The sequence below is a fragment of the Streptomyces sp. NPDC047515 genome, from assembly GCF_040643055.1.
GTDB lineage: Bacteria > Actinomycetota > Actinomycetes > Streptomycetales > Streptomycetaceae > Streptomyces.
This window is the reverse complement of sequence record NZ_JBEYTM010000046.1, coordinates 1-16,839: the sequence shown is the minus strand read 5'-3', so window position 1 is coordinate 16,839 and position 16,839 is coordinate 1. Positions and strand designations below refer to the sequence as shown.

The following is a 16,839-nucleotide window of genomic DNA, read 5'->3' as shown; positions in this document are numbered from 1 at the left end:
TGTCAGTGCCCGCCGCCGGTCGGCCGGGCGGAGCCGGGCTCGGACGAACCGGACTCGGCCCCGCCCGTGATCCTGCTGCCGGACGGGTCGAGCACGTACCACTTCGCGCCGGAGTCGTTCACCCCCTGGCCCTTGGTGTCACCGGCCGCCCTGTCGTCCGCGAAGTAGTACAACGGGTGCCCGTTGTACGTGACTTGCCTGCTGCCGTCGTCCCGTTTCGTCGTCCCCAGCAGACCCGCCTTCAGGCCCTTGCCGGCGACCGGCTCGCCACTGACGATCAGGGGCGGCCACTCCTTGGCGCAGCCGCCCGAGCAGTTCGACCGGGACGTGGTGTCGGCCGCCCAGAGGTAGAGGGTCCGGCCCTTCCCGTCGACCAGGATGGTCCCGAGCGGGGTGGACGCGGTGGCCACGGTTCCCGAGGCGGGGACCGATTCCGACGGGGAGGCGGAGGGACTTCCCGCTGCCGCCGGTGTGCTCGCGGCGGCGGATTCCGACGCCGACGGCTTCGTACCGCTGCTGTTCGAGCGACCGCCGACGACGGCGGAGAACACGCCCATCACGATCACGGCGACGGCCGGCCTGACATGGTTCCCCAACACAAGAGCTCCTCGGATCCGGCCGCCGTTCCGGCGGCACCTCGGCCCGAACGTTAGGGGCCGCGCGGCAGGAGAAACGGCAGGCGCCCGGGGGACCCGCCGGTCGAATCCGTCCGGGTGCAGCGCTCCCTCCAGGCGGTACTCCAGCCGGACCCGCCGACGGCCCCGGACCGTGGGACCGGCGGCGCGGCTCCTTGCCCGGCGTGGACTTCCGGGTTCACCTTGGGGGTTCCCGAAGGCGGGATCTTTGGGGCGGTGGACACGCGACCGGCCCGAGCCCGGATCACCCGGACCCCCGAGCCACAGGAGTTCTCCGATGCGCCTGCGCGCGAGCCTCGCCGCCGCTGCCCTGCTCACCCTCACCACCGCGGTGCCCGCCGCGGCTGCCCGGTCCGAGGAACCCGTGCCGGACCGCGGCCTCTTCCTCACGGTCTCGGGCAGTGAGAACACCTGGATCCGGGGTGTCGCACTGTCCTGCCCGCCCGCCCCGGACACGCGCCATCCCCACGCGGCAACCGCCTGCTCGGCGCTCGTAGCGGCGGCCGGTGACCTGGAGCGTCTGCCCGGCGACCGGCACCTGTGCACCAAGAAGTACGACCCGGTGACGGTCACGGCCACCGGCACGTGGGACGGGCGTCCCGTCACCTGGCGGAAGACGTTCCCCAATGCCTGTGAGGCGGACACGCTCACCGGGCCGGTCTTCCGCTTCTGACTCCGGTCGGCCCGAGCCGGGTGGGAGGTCCGGCTCAGGAATCGCGCGTCGCGGCCATGGCGAGGGTGATCAGACCGAGCACCACCCAGCCGAACCAGAGCCAGCCGCTGCTGCCCAGCGCCACCGTGTAGCAGGTGACCGCGATCAGGGCCACCACGGTGATCATTCCCATGGTCTTCGTGGATCCGGACATGCCCGCACCCTCCTCATCGGCCACGCGGCCGTGGAGGCCATCGTCACCCGGGAAGCATGCCCGCCGCTACTGCCCGCGCGCCTGCAGTGAGGCGAGATAGGCGTTGTACGCCTGCAGCTCCTGGTCCCCGTCCCGGTCGGCCGCCCGGTCGGAGCGCTTGGCCAGGCGCTGCTCGGAGCGGTACCACTGGAAGACCAGCGCGATCAGTACCAGCACCGACGGGATCTCGCTGAAGGCCCAGGCGATGCCGCCCGCCCAGTTCTGATCGCTCAGCGCGTCCACGCCGAGCGAGGCCGGCGGATGCTTGTACGTCTCCACCATCGGCGTGGACGCCATCATCAGCGCGATGCCGAAGAAGGCGTGGAACGGCATCCCGGCGAACAGCTCCAGCATCCGCATGACATAGCCGGGCCGGTGCGGCCCCGGGTCGACGCCCATGATCGGCCAGAAGAACACCAGGCCGACCGCGAGGAAGTGCACCATCATCGCGATGTGCCCGGTCCTCGAACCCATCAGGAAGTCGAAGAGCGGGGTGAAGTACAGCGCGTACAGGCTGGCGATGAACATCGGGATCGTGAAGACCGGATGCGTGATGATCTTCATGTAGCGGCTGTGCAGCAGCATGAGCAGCAGCTCGCGCGGGCCGGTCCGGCCACGCCCCGCGACCGGGAGCGCGCGCAGCGCCAGCGTGACCGGAGCGCCCAGCAGCAGCAGGATCGGTGACAGCATGCTGATCACCATGTGCTGCACCATGTGCACGCTGAACATGACCATGCCGTAGTCATTGAGCTTGGTGCACATCACCAGGGCGATGCTCAGCACGCCGACGACGAAGAAGACGCTCCGGCCGACCGGCCAGCTGTCCCCGCGTCCGCGCAGGCGCAGCACGGCGTAGCCGTACAGGCCGATGGCGAGGACGCAGCCGATGAGGAAGAACGGGTCCGCGGAGAACTGGAGCCCACGTCCCAGCGTGAACGGCGGCAGATCCATGTTCATGCCGTGCCCGCTGTGATCCATCTGTTCACTCCCGCTGGGGACATCCCCGTTTCGTGCCGGTTGTCCCGACCAGACTAGAACCGCCCCCGGCCGCAGCTGCGACCGGGGGCGGTTCGTCGTGCAGGGGTGTCGCTCAGAGCACGCACTCCGCCTCGGCGTACCGTTCGGCCGGGACGGTCTTCAGGGTTTCCACGGCCTCGCCCAGCGGCACCATCGCGATGTCCGTCCCGCGCAGCGCCGTCATCATGCCGAACTCACCGCGGTGTGCGGCCTCCACCGCGTGCCAGCCGAAGCGGGTGGCGAGCACGCGGTCGTACGCGGTCGGGGTGCCGCCGCGCTGCACATGGCCGAGAATCACCGGGCGGGCCTCCTTGCCGAGGCGCTGCTCCAATTCGGTGGAGAGCTGCGTCGCCACGCCGGCGAACCGCTCGTGGCCGTAGATGTCCTTGGTGCCCTGCTCGAACTGCATGGAGCCCTCGCGCGGTTTGGCGCCCTCGGCGACGACGACGATCGCGAACTTCTTGCCGGCCGAGAAGCGCCTGCCGACCACCTCGGTCAGTTCGTCGATGTCGAAGGGGCGCTCCGGCACGACGATGGCGTGCGCACCGGCGGCCATGCCCGAGTGCAGAGCGATCCAGCCGGTGTGGCGGCCCATGACCTCGACGATCAGCACCCGCTGGTGCGATTCGGCGGTCGTTTTCAGCCGGTCGAGTGCTTCGGTGGCGACACCGACGGCGGTGTCGAAGCCGAAGGTCACATCGGTGGAGGCGATGTCGTTGTCGATCGTCTTCGGTACCCCGACGATCGGCAGGCCCGCCTCGGAGAGCAGATTGGCCGCCTTCAGCGTGCCCTCGCCGCCGATCGGGATGATCACGTCGAGCCCGAGGTCGGCGACGTGGCCCCTGGCCTGTTCGACGCCGCCCCGCAGATGGGCGGGCTGGACCCGGGAGGAGCCGAGGATCGTACCGCCGCGGGCGAGGATGCCGCCGACCGCGTCGAGATCGAGCTTGCGGTAGTCGCAGTCGAGGAGCCCCTTCCACCCGTCGTGGAAGCCGATGACCTCGTCGCCGTGGTCGACCACCGCGCGGTGCACGACGGAGCGGATGACGGCGTTGAGGCCGGGGCAGTCGCCGCCGGAGGTGAGCACACCAATTCGCATTGCCCGGGAAACCTTTGCAACGTGGGCCGACGACCGGACCACGTCGTCCGGTTGGTTCCCCGCCACCCTACCGGCGCAGGGTGGCGGGACCGAACCGGCCGTCCGCCTGCTGGACGCCGCTCAGCTGAGCGGAACGAGAGCGTCCGGCAATCCGGGGCGGCGTCGCCCCCGATTGCCGGACGCTCTGTGCCTCATCAGGCGGGCTGGGTCGCCGACGCGATGCGCTCGGCGCGCAGTGCCTCGTACCAGCGGTCGTCCGTCGGGGGCAGTGCGTTGACATCGAGCGCCAGCTTCAGCAGCAGGTCCGCGATCAGCGGGTTGCGTGCCATCACGGGCCCGTGCATGTACGTGCCGAAGACGGTGTCGTTGTACGCGCCCTCGGTGCCGTCGCCGGTGCCGTTGCCCCGGCCGAACTGCACCCGGGCGAACGGCCGTGCCGTCGGGCCGAGATGGGTGATGCCCTGGTGGTTCTCGAAACCGGTCAGCGGCGGCAGGCCGAGGTTCGGGTCGATGTCGGCCAGTACGTCACCGACGCACCGGGCCCCGTCGCCACGGGTGGAGACCACGTCCAGCAGCCCGAGACCGGGCTCGCGCTCACCGAGGTCGTTGATGAACTCGTGGCCGAGGATCTGGTACCCGGCGCAGACCGAGAAGATGATCGCGCCGTTGGACGCGGCCCGGCTGAGCCCGCCGTCGCGGCGCAGCCGCTCCGCGGCGAGGCGCTGCGGCCGGTCCTCACCGCCGCCGATCAGATAGATGTCGCCGGACGTCGGTACCGGCTGGTCGCTGCGGACGTCGACGCGCTGCACGTCGAGACCGCGCTGCCGGGCCCTGCGCTCCACCACGAGCGCGTTGCCCTGGTCGCCGTAGGTGCTGAGCAGGTCGGGGTAGACCCAGACCAGACGCAGACCGTTGTTGCTCATGCTTCGTCCTCTCCGGAGGTGGCCGGGGCCGGGTTCAGTTGCCGACACGACGGCGCAGGTCCTGGAAGGCGGTGTAGTTGGCGATGACCTCGATACGGCCGGGCGGCGCCTGCTGAACGGCCTCGTCGAGGTTCTCGCAGACCCGGAAGTCGAGACCGGCCACCTCAAGACGGACCGCGAGATCCAGCTTGCGGTCACCGAGCACGAAGATCGGGTGACCGGCCAGCTGGGTGTAGTCCACGTCCCACAGCCAGGACGTGTCCGTGCCGTCGGCGCCACGGGCGTTGACGGAGAGGATCACCGGCGTGGGCGGCGGGTCGATCAGGGAGAACGTTTCCAGCCAGCCTGCCGGGTTCTTCGCCAGCAGCAGCCGCAGCTCACGGCCGAGGAATCCGACCACGTCGTAGCGGCCCGCGACCGCCTGCACCTGATACATGCGCTCCAGCGCCACCTGCGGCGGCACGCCGAAGACGGCGGCCACGGCGGCGGAGCTGGTGGCGTTGGCCTTGTTGGCGCGGCCGGGCAGCTGGAGATGGATCGGCCACGCCGAGCCGTGCGGGTCCAGCACGTAGTCGCCGTGCAGCACCCAGCTGGGGGCGGGGCGGCGGAATCCGCACTCGCCGCAGAACCAGTCGTCGCCGGGGCGCTGCATCACGCCGCCGCAGGACGGGCAGGACCAGGCATCGTCCTTCCACGCCTGGCCGGCCGCCACCCACACCACATTGGGGGAGGAGGACGCCGCCCAGACGATCAGCGGATCGTCGGCGTTCGCGACGATCACGGCCTTCGAGCCGGACAGCCCCTCACGCCACTTCTCCGCGAGCATCCGGGTCTCCGCGGCGCGGTCCAGCTGGTCGCGGGAGAGGTTGAGCAGTGCGATCACCTTGGGCGTCGTGTCGCGTGCGACCCCGGCGAGATACTTCTCGTCGACCTCTATGACGCCATACTTCGCGTCCGAGCCGCCCGCCAGTGCCGAGGTGATGCCCGCCGGCATGTTCGCGCCGAGCGCGTTCGACACGACCGGGCCCGCGGCCCGCAGCGCCTCGGCGATCAGCCGCGTCGTCGTCGTCTTGCCGTTCGTCGCCGACACGAGGATCACGTCCAGGTGCTGCGCCAGCCGCCCCAGCAGGTCGGGGTCGAGCTTGAGTGCCACCCGGCCGCCGATCACCGATCCGCTGCCGCGCCCCGCGGCGCGTGACACCGCCGCCGCGGCCTTACCCGCCGTCACGGCCAGCTTGGCCCGCGGCGACAACGGCTCCGTGTTGCCTGCCATCGTCCTAGATCCTCCTTGCATCGGTCCACGCCCAGCCTATCGATGTCCGGCGCGGCAACCGTACGGCGGCACCACCGGGAAGGTTCAGGCCGCGTGGAACGTACGATTGCCGCCATGCGAAACCGCCCGATCCCCGGCAGTTCCGGACTGATTCGTGCCATGAGTCTGCTCGGTGATCCGGTGCTGCACGGTGCCTGCGAACCCGTCACGGACTTCGGCCCCTCGCTCGCCCGCCTCGTCGAGGACATGTACGCCACCATGTACGCGGCCCAGGGGGTCGGGCTCGCGGCCAATCAGGTCGGCGTCCCGCTGCGGGTGTTCGTCTACGACTGTCCGGACGACGACGACGTCCGGCACCTCGGACATCTCGTCAACCCGAAGCTGGTCGAGGCGGACGGTATCACCGTGCGCGGCCCGGAGGGCTGTCTGTCGCTGCCCGGCATCGAGGCCGGCACCCCGCGCTTCGACCGCGCCGTCGTCGAGGGCGTGAACGTGGCGGGCGAGCCGGTGCGGGTCATCGGAACCGGCTTCTTCGCGCGTTGCCTGCAGCACGAGTGCGACCACCTCGAAGGCACGGTCTACACGGACCGGCTGGCCGGGCTGCGCCGGGCGCGAGCCCTGCGTGCGGCCCGCCGGGCGCCCTGGGCTCCAGGCCGCTGACCGCACGCCGTCTCAGAACCCGGGGCCGCCGGGCCGGTCGCCCGCGGCGGCCAGCCTGCCCCACAGCAGATCCGCCAGGCTGCGCACCAACTGCTCGCGTGAACAGGGGCGTTCGCCCAGCCACCAGTCACCTGCGGCATGCATCATGCCGACGATGCCATGGCCCCAGATGCGGGCCATCGCCTCGCTGTCGGGGCCCAGGTCCACCCGCTCGGCGATCACCATGGCGAGCTCCTCGCCGAGCCGACGCAGCAGCGGCGCGGAGTGCCGGCCGACATCGAAGCCCTGCTCGGTCGAGGGGGCCGAGTCGTCGGACGGGTGCATCAGGAAGCGGTAGACCTGAGGTCGGGCCTCGATCGCCGCGAGATAGGTGTCGAGCGTGGACTCCACGCGTCTGCGACGCTCGGCGGGTGCGTCGAGCGCGGCCCGCAGGGCGATCAGAAGGGCGTCGGTGTGGCGCTTGGCCAGAGCGCGGTAGAGGCCGCCCTTGTCGCCGAAGTGCCGGTAGAGGATGGGCTTGGTGATTCCGGCCTCCGCCGCGATGGCGTTCATCGAGGCCCCCGGCCCGTCCCTGAGCACCACGCGGTCGGCGGCCTCCAGCAGCTCGCGGCGGCGGCTCTCGGCCGCTGTCCGCTGCCGCTCGGCCTGTCCTGTGGTCTCCATGTCGCCCTCTCCCCGCCCCTGGCCGTGCGCATTGCGTCCTGCCTGCGCAACGTAACACCCTGCCCTGCGGTGCGCGGATCGGTACCCGGGCGGTTGACAGGGGCTACTTGTCGGTAACAGACTGCGGTTACCGCAAGTAACAAGTGGTTCTTTCAGGGCAGTACGTGGAGGGGAACATGGCCGAGTTCACGCTCGAACTCAACGATGACCAGAAGCAGGTCCGTGACTGGCTTCACGGCTTCGCCGCGGATGTGATCCGTCCGGCGGCCTCGGAGTGGGACGAGCGTGAGGAGACCCCCTGGCCCGTCATTCAGGAGGCGGCCAAGGTCGGCATCTACTCCCTCGACTTCTACGCCCAGCAGTTCTTCGACCCGACGGGCCTCGGCATCCCGATGGCGATGGAGGAGCTCTTCTGGGGCGACGCGGGCATCGCCCTGTCGATCGTCGGTACGGGCCTGGCGGCCGTGGGCGTCCTCGCCAACGGCACCGAGGAGCAGATCGGCACCTGGATCCCGCAGATGTACGGCGACGCGGATGACGTCAAGGTCGCGGCCTTCTGTTCCTCCGAGCCGGACGCGGGCTCCGACGTCGCCTCGATGCGCACCCGCGCGGTGTACGACCAGGCGAAGGACGAATGGGTGCTGAACGGCACGAAGACCTGGGCGACCAACGGCGGCATCGCCAACGTCCATGTCGTCGTCGCCGTGGTGGACCCGGAGCTCGGCTCCAAGGGGCACGCCTCGTTCATCGTGCCGCCGAACACCCCCGGTCTCTCCCAGGGGCAGAAGTTCAAGAAGCACGGCATCCGGGCCTCGCACACCGCCGAGGTGGTCCTGGAGGACGTCCGGGTTCCCGGTCACTGCCTGCTCGGCGGCAAGGAGAAGCTCGACCAGCGCCTGGCGCGGGCCCGCGAGCGTGCCGCGTCCGGTGGCGAGCGGGTGAAGAACGCGGCGATGGCCACCTTCGAGGCCTCCCGCCCCGCGGTCGGCGCCATGGCGGTCGGCACCGCCCGTGCGGCCTACGAGGTCGCGCTGGACTATGCGAAGACCCGCACCCAGTTCGGCCGGCCGATCATCGACAACCAGGGCGTCGCCTTCCAGCTCGCCGACATGCGCACTCGGATCGACGCGGCCCGGCTGCTGGTCTGGCGCGCCTCCTGGATGGCGACCACCGGCAAGCCGTTCACCTCGGCCGAGGGCTCCATGTCCAAGCTGTACGCGAGCGAGACGGCGAAGAAGGTCACCGCACAGGCCGTCCAGATCCTCGGCGGCAACGGCTTCACCCGTGAGTACCCGGTGGAGCGGATGCACCGCGACGCGGCGATCTACACGATCTTCGAGGGCACGAGCGAGATCCAGCGCCTGGTCATCGCCCGCACTCTCTCGGGCATGCCGATCCGCTGAGGGCCGTCCCGTAGGCTCTTTCGTTCGGATCAGGCGAGCTGATCCGAACGAAAGGCCCCGGGCACACCGGCCCGCGGGGTCGGTGCGCGCGCCCGTTCGCCAAAGGGGCGGGACGTCGGCCCATTCCGGCGACGGAGCACCGAGCGGTCCGGCGGTCGACGCGGCGAACCGGTCAGGAGGGCAGCTGGGACTCGATGGCGGCGACGAGCTCCGGGTCCTCCGGCTGCGTGCGCGGGCGCAGTCGCGCGACCGGCTCACCCGCCGGCGAGATGAGGAACTTCTCGAAGTTCCACTGGACGTCACCCGCCTCGCCGTCCGCGTCCGCGAGGCCGGTCAGCTCGGCGTACAACGGGTGGCGCCCCTCCCCGTTGACGTCGGTCTTCTCCAGCAGCGGGAAGCTGACGCCGTACGTCGTCGAGCAGAACGTCCGGATCTCCTCCGGGGTCCCCGGCTCCTGGCCCGCGAACTGGTTGCACGGCACGCCGAGAACGGTGAAGCCGCGGTCCGCGTACGTGTTCTGGAGCCGTTCCAGGCCCGCGTACTGCGGGGTGAGTCCGCACTTCGACGCGACGTTCACCAACAGGACCGCCCGGCCGCGGTAGTCGGCCAGGGAGGTGGACTCGCCGGTGAGCGTGCGCAGGGGAATGTCGTACAGCGTCATGAGGCTCTCCTTGTAAGAGTGGCTTCCATGACCATTGTCACGCCCACAGGTTGATCGGCACGAATCCGACTGCCCGGCCGTCCGGATCCAACAGTCGGCCCATCAGCTTCACGGCGCGCAGGGCGACCACCCGGTCGGCGATCCGCAGATGGGGGAGGGTTGCGGCGAGACGTACCTCCAGATCCTGGGCGTCGACGAGGGAGGAGACCCATACCGTCGCGATCAGGTTCCGCGGGCCGGCCAGGGCCAGGCACTGCCGGATCTCCGGCAGCCTCGCCAACTCCCGTGCGGTGGAGTCGAGATGCTCGGCCGCCACGGTACCGAAGAAGGTGACGGCGACCGGTGAACCGGACAGTGAGCGGGCCAGGTCGCAGCGCAGCACCAGCCGGCCCGATTCCAGCAGCCGGTTCAGCCGGCGGCTCGCGGTGTTCACCGAGATGTCCAGCAGCTCGGCGAGTTCACTGAGCGACATGCGCCCGTTCTCGCCGATCGCCGTGACCAACTGGGCGTACGCGGGCAGTTGTTGCGGGCCGCCCGCCGCCGCCCGGCGGGAAACGGCCAGTGCCTCCTGCTGCGAACGGCTCAGACTCGTCAGCCGCCAGACGCTGCCCTCGGTGTAGCTACGGGTGATCAGATGGGCCCTGGTCGCCGTGATGCCGGAAATCGAGCCGAGCCGGTCCACGATGTAGCGCGAGAGCGCGCCGAAAGTGGTGGCCATCGCCGTGATCAGCAGATCGCGGCCGCCCGCCGCGTGCTCCACCGTCACCGCGTGCGGATCCGTGGACAGGGTGTCCGCCACCGCTCCCGCCTGCCCGGGCGCGCAGTCGATCTCGATCAGTGCGCCGCCGCCCGCGTCCCTGTACGGATAGGCCGTCACCCAGGCGTGTCCGGCCGCGCGCAGCCGCTCCCAGCGCCTGGCCACGGTCGCGGCATCGACATCCAGAGCCTTCGCCAGCTCCGACCAAGGCGCTCGCGGACTGATCTGGAGGGCGTTGACCAGGGCCAGATCGAGCTCACTGAGGGGGGACAAGATTTCGGTCATCAGGCGTCCGCTTCTCAAGTCGCTGTGGGAAAAATCTGCATTGGATGTTGATCCATGACAGGAAAAAGCAATTCCATGCCACCTTTTGATCGGAGACTAGCATCGCCGTACCTCAACAGATCCAGCCACTTTCTTGACTCCGAGACTCCGGAGGTGCGACGTGCAGCAGCCTTTCGCCACTCTTGCTGAGGCGGCCTCGGCCCTGCGTGCGGGCACCATCGGCAGTCGGGAGCTGGTCGACGCCGCGCTCGCCGACGCAGGGGAACTCGACCCGCTGCTCGGTGTGTATGTGACCCGCTTCCCGGAACAGGCGCGTGCCGCCGCGCGGGCAGCCGATGCCCGGTCCGCCGCTGAGCGCGGCCCGCTGCACGGACTGCCGCTCGCCGTGAAGGACAACCTCGCCACCGTCGAAGGTCCGGTCACCGCGCAGAGCCGGGTCCACGATCGCGACTGGTGGCGCGGCCTCGACGCACCGGCCGTCGCCCGGCTGCGGACTGCCGGGGCCGTAGTCCTGGGGAAGACCACCATGGCCGAATACGCCATGGGCCGCCCCGACCCGGCGCACTCCTTCCCCGTACCGCGCAATCCCTGGGACCCCGAACGCTGGACCGGCGGATCGAGTACCGGGAACGGCGCGGGCATCGCCGCCGGACTCTTCCTCGGGGCCCTCGGCACCGACACATCCGGCAGCGTCCGGCTGCCCGCCGCGCTCTGCGGCACCACCGGTCTGAAGACCACCTACGGACTGCTGCCGACCAAAGGCTGCGTACCGCTCAGCCCCTCGCAGGACGTCCTCGGGCCGATGGCCGTGAGCGCCCGCGACTGCGCACTCCTCCTCGCCGCGCTGACCGGACAACCACAACGGCCCGCCGCGCCGGAAGAAGCACGCGGACTGCGTATAGGTGTCCCGTACGCGCTCACCGACGGTCCTGGGATCACCGAGGAGTGCCGTACCTCCTTCCGTGCCTCCCTGCGACGGCTGAGTGAACTCGGCGCAGAGATACGGGAGTTCGATTTTCCCGAGTTCGGTTCACTGCTCGCCGTGAACGCCGTCACGATGCTGGCCGAGGCCTTTGCCGTGCACGGCGGGCGGCTCGCCGCCGATTGGGACGGCCACGGCCGCGGCTTTCGCCGGCTCACCGCCGCAGGAGCCGTACTGCCCGCACACCTCTATCTCCGTACCCAGTACAGCCGCGAACGTCTCACCGCACGCCTGCTGGAGCGAATGGACGGCCCTGCCGGAGTCGACCTGATCGCCACCCCGACGTGGCCCGCACCCGCCCGCCCGTACGCGCAAGAAGCGGCGCCCGGCGACGAACTGAACCTCACCGCCGTCTGGAACCCCACCGGATTCCCGGCCCTCGTGCTGCCCATGGGCGCCGACCCCGCCGGACTGCCGCTCTCCCTCCAACTGGTCGGCCGCCCCTACGCGGAGAACACCCTGCTCGGTGTGGGCGAAGCCTTCCAGCGAGCAACCGCCTGGCATCTGCGCCGAGCCGCGCCCGATCCCCGGTACCGCCCCACGCCGCTGCGGGACCCGGACAGCGCGGGGGCGATCGAAGACCCCCCCGTGCCGTCCGCGACGTCCACCGTGGACAGCCGAACCAGCCATTTCGCGGACACGCTGGCCGCCGTCGGCATCACCCCCGGACCAGCTGATCTGGCCGCCGTACAGGCTGTGGCCCACGCACTCCTCAAGGCCGGAGAACAGCCGGCCGCCTGACCCCGTCTCCGGTCGCAGTCGAACCTGCCTCCGGACGCGCGCACACCCTGCCACGCGCGCCCCGACACACCTGGTGACACCCCCGAAAGCCCTCCTGACCCACCCGCCGCGCCCGTGCGCGCGGCCGTGCCCAAGTGGAGAACCCATGTCGCGTATCCAGCCCACCACGGGCGTAGGCGCGCCGGGCCTCGACGGCGCCCGCGTCGTCGCAGTCGTCGGTTTCCTGGTCTTCGTCGAGCTGACCAGCGGCATCATTCAAGGGATGATGCCGAGCCTCCTGCCGGAGCTCGGCTCCTTGCTGAACGTCGGTGCAGGTGACCTCAATTGGGTCAATGCCGCACAACTCCTCGCCGCCGCCATCTCTGTCCCGCTGTTCGGCCGTCTCGGTGACATGTACGGCCATCGGCGACTGCTCCGTATCGCAGTCCTCTGCCTCGTCGCCGGTTCCGTTCTGGTCGCCTGGTCGCCCTCGTTCGGGCTGCTGCTCCTCGGCCGGGTCCTGCAGGGCCCGCTCGCGGCCCTCCTTCCACTGGAGATCGGTCTGGTCCGTGACCATCTCGACGCTGCGGGAGCCCGCGGTGCCATCGCCCTGCTCGTCGGCGCGCTCACCTTCGGCGCAAGTGCCGGAACGGTCATCTCGGGACTGCTGCGTCAGGTCATCCCCTCCGCGCACGGCGTGCTGTGGATACCGGCCGTCGCCACCGTCCTGTGCGCGGGAGTCGTCCTCTTCCTGGTGCCCGAGTCGACGACCCGTGCGCGGAGCAAGGTCGACTGGGCCGGTGCCGGACTGCTCAGTGTCGGACTCGCCACTCTGCTGCTCGGTATCTCCCAGGGCCCCAAGTGGGGCTGGACCGACACCTACACGCTCACACTGCTCGTGGTCGCCGTCGTCACGCTCGTTTCCTGGGTCGTCGTCGAGCTCCGGGTCCCCGAGCCGATCGTCGACATCCGCCTCACCGTGCGGCGCACCTTGCTTCCGGTGTACGCGGCGAGCTTCCTGCTCGGCACCGCCCTGTTCGGTGCGCAGACCGCCTCGGTGGTCTTCCTCTCCTCGCCGCCGGACAAGCTCGGTTACGGATTCGGCTACGACGCCCTCGGCATCGCCTGGCTGATGCTGCCCTCCGGAGCGATGGCGTTCCTGGCGTCACTCGTTGCGTCCCGGCTCTTCAAGCTCATCGGCGGACGCGGTGCTCTCGCGCTCAGCGGCACACTGATGGTGATCGGCTATGTGTTCCTGATCGTCGCCCATGACGAGCCCTGGCAGTTCGTCGTCGTCAACGCCGTCGTCGGCTCGGGAATCGGTCTGGCCCTCAGCGCCATGCCCGTCCTGATCGTCGAATCCAGCCCCCACGAGCGCACGGCCATCGCCACCGGCATCTACAACACCGCCAAGACGGTGGGGGGTTCCGTTGCAGGCGCTGTGTTCGCGGCGATCCTCACCGCCATCACGTTCAAGGGCACCAAGATCCCCACCATCGATGCCTATACCACCGTGTGGTCGTGCTGCGCCGGGGTCGCGGCCCTGATCGCCGTCGCGGCAGCCGTCGCGGCCCGCCCCCGCACCGCTGAAAACCGCTGATCACCCCACCGTCCTGTCACCATCGCACCATCATCAGGGAAGGAAACGAGCCATGCCCGCCCCCACCACCCCTGTATTCCTGCACAACGGTCTGCTCATCGACGGCACAGGGGGTGAGCCGGTCCGCGGCGGTGCGGTACTCATCGAGGACGGGCTGGTCCGCTGGGTGGGTCGTACCCCGGACCGCCCCGAACTCCCCGAAGGCGCCCGGCACATCGACGTTCGTGGCGATGCGATCCTGCCCGGCTTCATCGACTGCCATGTCCATATGTCGGCCCCCGGCGGGGCCCTCAATCACGCCGAAATCGCGGCGCTGCCCGGCTCGTTGCGTACGTTTCTCGCCGCACCCAGGATGAAGCAGACGCTGGAGGCCGGCGTCACCACCGCCCGCGATCTCGGCGGCGCCGACGCGGGGCACAAGAGGGCCGTCGAGTCCGGACTGCTGGTCGGACCGCGCCTGCTGGTCGCGGTCGCGATGCTGAGCCCGACCGGTGGCCACGGGGACTTCCGGATGGCCACGGACAACGGGGAGAACGACTCCGGGATGAGCCGCCTCGCCGACGGGCCCGCCGAATGCCGCAAGGCCGTGCGCGGCGTGCTGCGCCAGGGCGCCGACTGCATCAAGGTCGCGGCGACCGGTGGTGTGTGGAGCCCCACCGACCAGCCCGACGACGACGGTTTCCTGGAGGACGAGATCCGTACGATCACCGAGATCGCCGCCGGACACCGTGGCAAGAAGGTCGCCGCCCACGCCCAGGGCCGCGGCGGCATCCTCAACGCGGTGCGGGGCGGCGTCGCCAGCGTCGAGCACGGCTACGAGATCGATGACGAGGCCATCGAACTGATGCTGGAGCGCGGTACCTTCCTCGTGCCGACCCTCACCACGGCCAACACCGACCCGGATCCCAAGAAGGCGGCACTCTGGGCGTACGCGAAGAAGAAGCACTGGCAGGAGGTCGCCCGCAGGCACATCCCGCACGCCATCGAGCGTGGCGTGCGCGTCGCGATGGGCACCGACTGCGGCATAGCGGAGCACGGAACCAACCTGCGGGAGCTGGGTCACCTCGTCGACTGCGGCATGACTCCGATGGGCGCCCTGCGCGCGGGTACGAGCGAGGCCGCCGAACTCCTGGGACTCGCCCACGAGATCGGCACGCTCGAACCCGGGAAGCACGCCGATGTCGTCGTCGCCCGAGGGAATCCGCTCACCGACATCCGCGCCCTCGGCAGGCCGGAAAACATCCTGCTGGTGATGAAGGACGGCGTTGCCTACAAGGACGTGGACGGGCTCGCTGCCTGATCCGACGACTTCGGCACGAAGCCGACCGACTTGTAGTAGAGCGTTGTCGGCTTCAGGACCCCCGCCGGATCGGCGGCGTAGTCCGGAATCGTTCCGCACTCCGTCCAGCCCGCCGAACGGTAGAGCCGTTCGGCGGGGCTGCCGCTCTCGGTGTCCAGTACCAGCAGCGTGATCCCCGAGTCCGCGGCCGACCGTTCGGCAGCGGCGAGCAGTGACCGGCCCAGCCCCTGGCCGCGGGCCGACGGGCGGACCATCAGCTTGGCCACCTCGGCGCGGTGACGGGCGTTCGGCAGCGGAGCCCGGACCAGGCCGATGGTCCCGGTCACCCGTTCCCCGTCCCGGGCGATCCAGACCCGGAGGTGTCCGGTGTCCACGGCCCCGGCCCTCTCCCGCCACCAGGCTGCGGCCGTGTCGCGCTCCAGCGGAGCGAGGAAGCCCACCGATGATCCGCCGTTCACGGTCTCCACCAGCAGGGCGGCCAACTCATCGGCGTAGGTGATCAGTTCGGGTCCGGAGACCGGGACGATCTCGATCATGAGGCGGATCCTCTCGCGGCGTTCACAGCGTTCACGGTCTTGCGGTTCTCATGGCAGGACGATCACCAGGGCGTAGCGGACCTGCTCCGGTCCCGGGCAGTGGAAGTGCGAGGGGCCGCGCAGCCGGAAGCGCAGACAGTCACCGCTGCGCACGGTGTGCACGGTGTCGTCGACGGTGACCTCGACCGTCCCCTCCAGCACCCAGATATACTGTTCCACCCCGGACACGGGCGCGTTCTCGTACGCGATGGCGGCCCCCGCGTCCAGGGTGCCCTCGATGATCTCTGCGCGCAGGCCGGTGTGCGGTGGCGAGACCGAGCGGCGTAGGAAGCCCGACGCGTCGTCCCGCCACACCGGTTGCCGCGCGGCGGGAACGAGCTGCGGTGGTTCTGCCTCCACCTCCATCAGCAGCCGGGACATGGTCCGCTCGTAGACCGTGCACAACGTGCCCAGCAGAGCGGCGGTCGGGCTCAACTCGCCGCGCTCCAGCCGGGACAGGGTGGAGCGGCTCACCCCGCTGAGCCGGGACAGCTCGTCCAGCGACCAGCCGCGTTCGGTACGCAGTTCGCCCAGTCGCGCGGCGAGCCGGGCGTCGACGGAGCCGGGCTCCGCCCCACCAAATTCTCTCACAATGGAGAGGATATCCCTGATTGGAGAATCCCTGTCAGGGGGGAGCGGCCCGACGGGGTCGTTCTGCTGACCCGGTGCGGACGTGCCACGCTGGTTCGGGGAGGCTCGGGCGGGCCCGCTCGGGTCTGCCGGATCGCTCTGCTAACCGAGGAGGCCGATGTGGCCAGTACCAGCAGCGGGCCGAGTGTGGCGCGTGACACCATCCCGAGTTCGCGCCATCCCTTCCGGTACGGCTGGACCGCTTTCGCCGGAATTCTGATGATCTTCGGTGGTGCGATGGCGATCTTCGAAGGGATCGCAGCCATCGGCAGGGACAACGTGTTCCTCGCCACGCACAACTATGTCTTCCGGTTCAGCCTCACCGGCTGGGGCTGGATCCACCTCATTCTGGGCATCGTCATCCTCCTCGCCGGCTGTGCACTGTTCACCGGAGCCGCGTGGGCACGCGTCGTGGGCATCGTGCTGGCGGGCCTGGGCGCACTCGCCAACTTCGTGTGGCTGCCCTTCTACCCGTTGTGGTCGATCGTGCTCATCGCGATCAATGTCTTCATCCTCTGGGCGCTGTGTGCGAGTCCGCAGGAGGAGAAGGTGGCCTGAGGCCGCGCCCGGCCTGTCGTCCTTTCGGGCGTCGGCACCCGACGTGCGGCGGGGTGCCGGCGGATGCTTCAGAGCCTGTCGGGCGGCCTTCGATCGGGCAGCGGACGCGGTCTGGTGCGTGCGATTCCAAGGCGCCGGGATGTCCTCGGACGGGGTCTCCCCTGCTCGAACGAAGCTGAGAGCTCGGGGATGG

General features: G+C 70.0%; 18 protein-coding genes. 7 read left to right on the top strand and 11 right to left on the bottom strand.

Features of this window, described 5'->3' with window-relative positions:
• Positions 1–2: 2 nt before the first annotated feature.
• Positions 3–596 (bottom strand): hypothetical protein, encoded by a 594-nt coding sequence (locus ABZ826_RS29410; protein ID WP_361454753.1) that lies wholly within the window; start codon positions 594–596, stop codon positions 3–5.
• A 316-nt stretch (positions 597–912) separates the two neighbouring features.
• On the opposite strand from ABZ826_RS29410, the gene ABZ826_RS29405 reads away from it, so the two are divergent.
• Positions 913–1,308: an SSI family serine proteinase inhibitor gene (locus ABZ826_RS29405; RefSeq protein ID WP_361454750.1), complete on the top strand. Its 396-nt coding sequence runs from the start codon at positions 913–915 to the stop codon at positions 1,306–1,308.
• A 34-nt stretch (positions 1,309–1,342) separates the two neighbouring features.
• Here the strand turns inward: ABZ826_RS29405 and ABZ826_RS29400 are convergent, their stop codons facing one another.
• The 5 genes from ABZ826_RS29400 to ABZ826_RS29380 form a co-directional block, all read right to left on the bottom strand.
• Positions 1,343–1,501 carry a hypothetical protein gene (locus tag ABZ826_RS29400; protein WP_361454747.1) on the bottom strand — a complete coding sequence of 53 codons (159 nt, stop codon included), beginning with the start codon at positions 1,499–1,501 and terminating at the stop codon, positions 1,343–1,345.
• Between the two features lie 66 nt (positions 1,502–1,567).
• Positions 1,568–2,518: a cytochrome c oxidase assembly protein gene (locus ABZ826_RS29395; RefSeq protein ID WP_361454744.1), complete on the bottom strand. Its 951-nt coding sequence runs from the start codon at positions 2,516–2,518 to the stop codon at positions 1,568–1,570.
• Between the two features lie 112 nt (positions 2,519–2,630).
• Entirely contained in the window at positions 2,631–3,656 is a 1,026-nt protein-coding gene (locus ABZ826_RS29390; protein ID WP_351084812.1) for a 6-phosphofructokinase, read from the bottom strand.
• A 194-nt stretch (positions 3,657–3,850) separates the two neighbouring features.
• The gene (locus tag ABZ826_RS29385; protein ID WP_361454741.1) at positions 3,851–4,579 is read right to left on the bottom strand and encodes a glutamine amidotransferase; all 729 of its coding nucleotides are present in this window, start codon (positions 4,577–4,579) and stop codon (positions 3,851–3,853) included.
• 34 nt (positions 4,580–4,613) lie between these two features.
• On the bottom strand, positions 4,614–5,852 hold the full coding sequence (locus ABZ826_RS29380) for a MurT ligase domain-containing protein (RefSeq protein ID WP_351084807.1): 1,239 nt from the start codon (positions 5,850–5,852) through the stop codon (positions 4,614–4,616).
• Between the two features lie 114 nt (positions 5,853–5,966).
• On the opposite strand from ABZ826_RS29380, the gene def reads away from it, so the two are divergent.
• Positions 5,967–6,512 carry a peptide deformylase gene (def, locus tag ABZ826_RS29375; protein ID WP_361454737.1) on the top strand — a complete coding sequence of 182 codons (546 nt, stop codon included), beginning with the start codon at positions 5,967–5,969 and terminating at the stop codon, positions 6,510–6,512.
• Between the two features lie 12 nt (positions 6,513–6,524).
• Here the strand turns inward: def and ABZ826_RS29370 are convergent, their stop codons facing one another.
• Complete coding sequence (locus ABZ826_RS29370) at positions 6,525–7,175, bottom strand: TetR family transcriptional regulator (protein WP_361454734.1); 651 nt, start codon at positions 7,173–7,175, stop codon at positions 6,525–6,527.
• 176 nt (positions 7,176–7,351) lie between these two features.
• On the opposite strand from ABZ826_RS29370, the gene ABZ826_RS29365 reads away from it, so the two are divergent.
• Positions 7,352–8,578, top strand: coding sequence for an acyl-CoA dehydrogenase family protein (locus ABZ826_RS29365; protein ID WP_361454731.1), 1,227 nt, complete (start codon positions 7,352–7,354; stop codon positions 8,576–8,578).
• 172 nt (positions 8,579–8,750) lie between these two features.
• Here the strand turns inward: ABZ826_RS29365 and ABZ826_RS29360 are convergent, their stop codons facing one another.
• Both ABZ826_RS29360 and ABZ826_RS29355 read right to left on the bottom strand, forming a co-directional pair.
• Positions 8,751–9,239 (bottom strand): glutathione peroxidase, encoded by a 489-nt coding sequence (locus tag ABZ826_RS29360; protein ID WP_361454728.1) that lies wholly within the window; start codon positions 9,237–9,239, stop codon positions 8,751–8,753.
• A 37-nt stretch (positions 9,240–9,276) separates the two neighbouring features.
• Positions 9,277–10,281: an Lrp/AsnC family transcriptional regulator gene (locus ABZ826_RS29355; RefSeq protein WP_361454725.1), complete on the bottom strand. Its 1,005-nt coding sequence runs from the start codon at positions 10,279–10,281 to the stop codon at positions 9,277–9,279.
• Between the two features lie 160 nt (positions 10,282–10,441).
• Between ABZ826_RS29355 and ABZ826_RS29350 the strand changes: the two genes are divergently transcribed.
• The 3 genes from ABZ826_RS29350 to ABZ826_RS29340 all read left to right on the top strand — a co-directional run bounded on the left by ABZ826_RS29350 (position 10,442) and on the right by ABZ826_RS29340 (position 14,883).
• The gene (locus ABZ826_RS29350; RefSeq protein ID WP_361454722.1) at positions 10,442–12,004 is read left to right on the top strand and encodes an amidase; all 1,563 of its coding nucleotides are present in this window, start codon (positions 10,442–10,444) and stop codon (positions 12,002–12,004) included.
• A gap of 145 nt (positions 12,005–12,149) precedes the next feature.
• The gene (locus tag ABZ826_RS29345; protein ID WP_361454719.1) at positions 12,150–13,583 is read left to right on the top strand and encodes an MFS transporter; all 1,434 of its coding nucleotides are present in this window, start codon (positions 12,150–12,152) and stop codon (positions 13,581–13,583) included.
• Positions 13,584–13,635: 52 nt separating this feature from the next.
• Positions 13,636–14,883: an amidohydrolase family protein gene (locus tag ABZ826_RS29340; protein WP_361454716.1), complete on the top strand. Its 1,248-nt coding sequence runs from the start codon at positions 13,636–13,638 to the stop codon at positions 14,881–14,883.
• Here ABZ826_RS29340 and ABZ826_RS29335 read toward each other — a convergent pair.
• Both ABZ826_RS29335 and ABZ826_RS29330 read right to left on the bottom strand, forming a co-directional pair.
• Complete coding sequence (locus ABZ826_RS29335) at positions 14,853–15,419, bottom strand: GNAT family N-acetyltransferase (RefSeq protein ID WP_361454713.1); 567 nt, start codon at positions 15,417–15,419, stop codon at positions 14,853–14,855. The two genes, ABZ826_RS29340 and ABZ826_RS29335, sit on opposite strands and share 31 nt — an antisense overlap.
• Positions 15,420–15,467: 48 nt before the next feature.
• The gene (locus ABZ826_RS29330; protein ID WP_361454710.1) at positions 15,468–16,049 is read right to left on the bottom strand and encodes an XRE family transcriptional regulator; all 582 of its coding nucleotides are present in this window, start codon (positions 16,047–16,049) and stop codon (positions 15,468–15,470) included.
• Between the two features lie 258 nt (positions 16,050–16,307).
• Between ABZ826_RS29330 and ABZ826_RS29325 the strand changes: the two genes are divergently transcribed.
• Positions 16,308–16,646, top strand: coding sequence for a hypothetical protein (locus ABZ826_RS29325; RefSeq protein ID WP_361454856.1), 339 nt, complete (start codon positions 16,308–16,310; stop codon positions 16,644–16,646).
• Positions 16,647–16,839 lie beyond the last annotated feature (193 nt).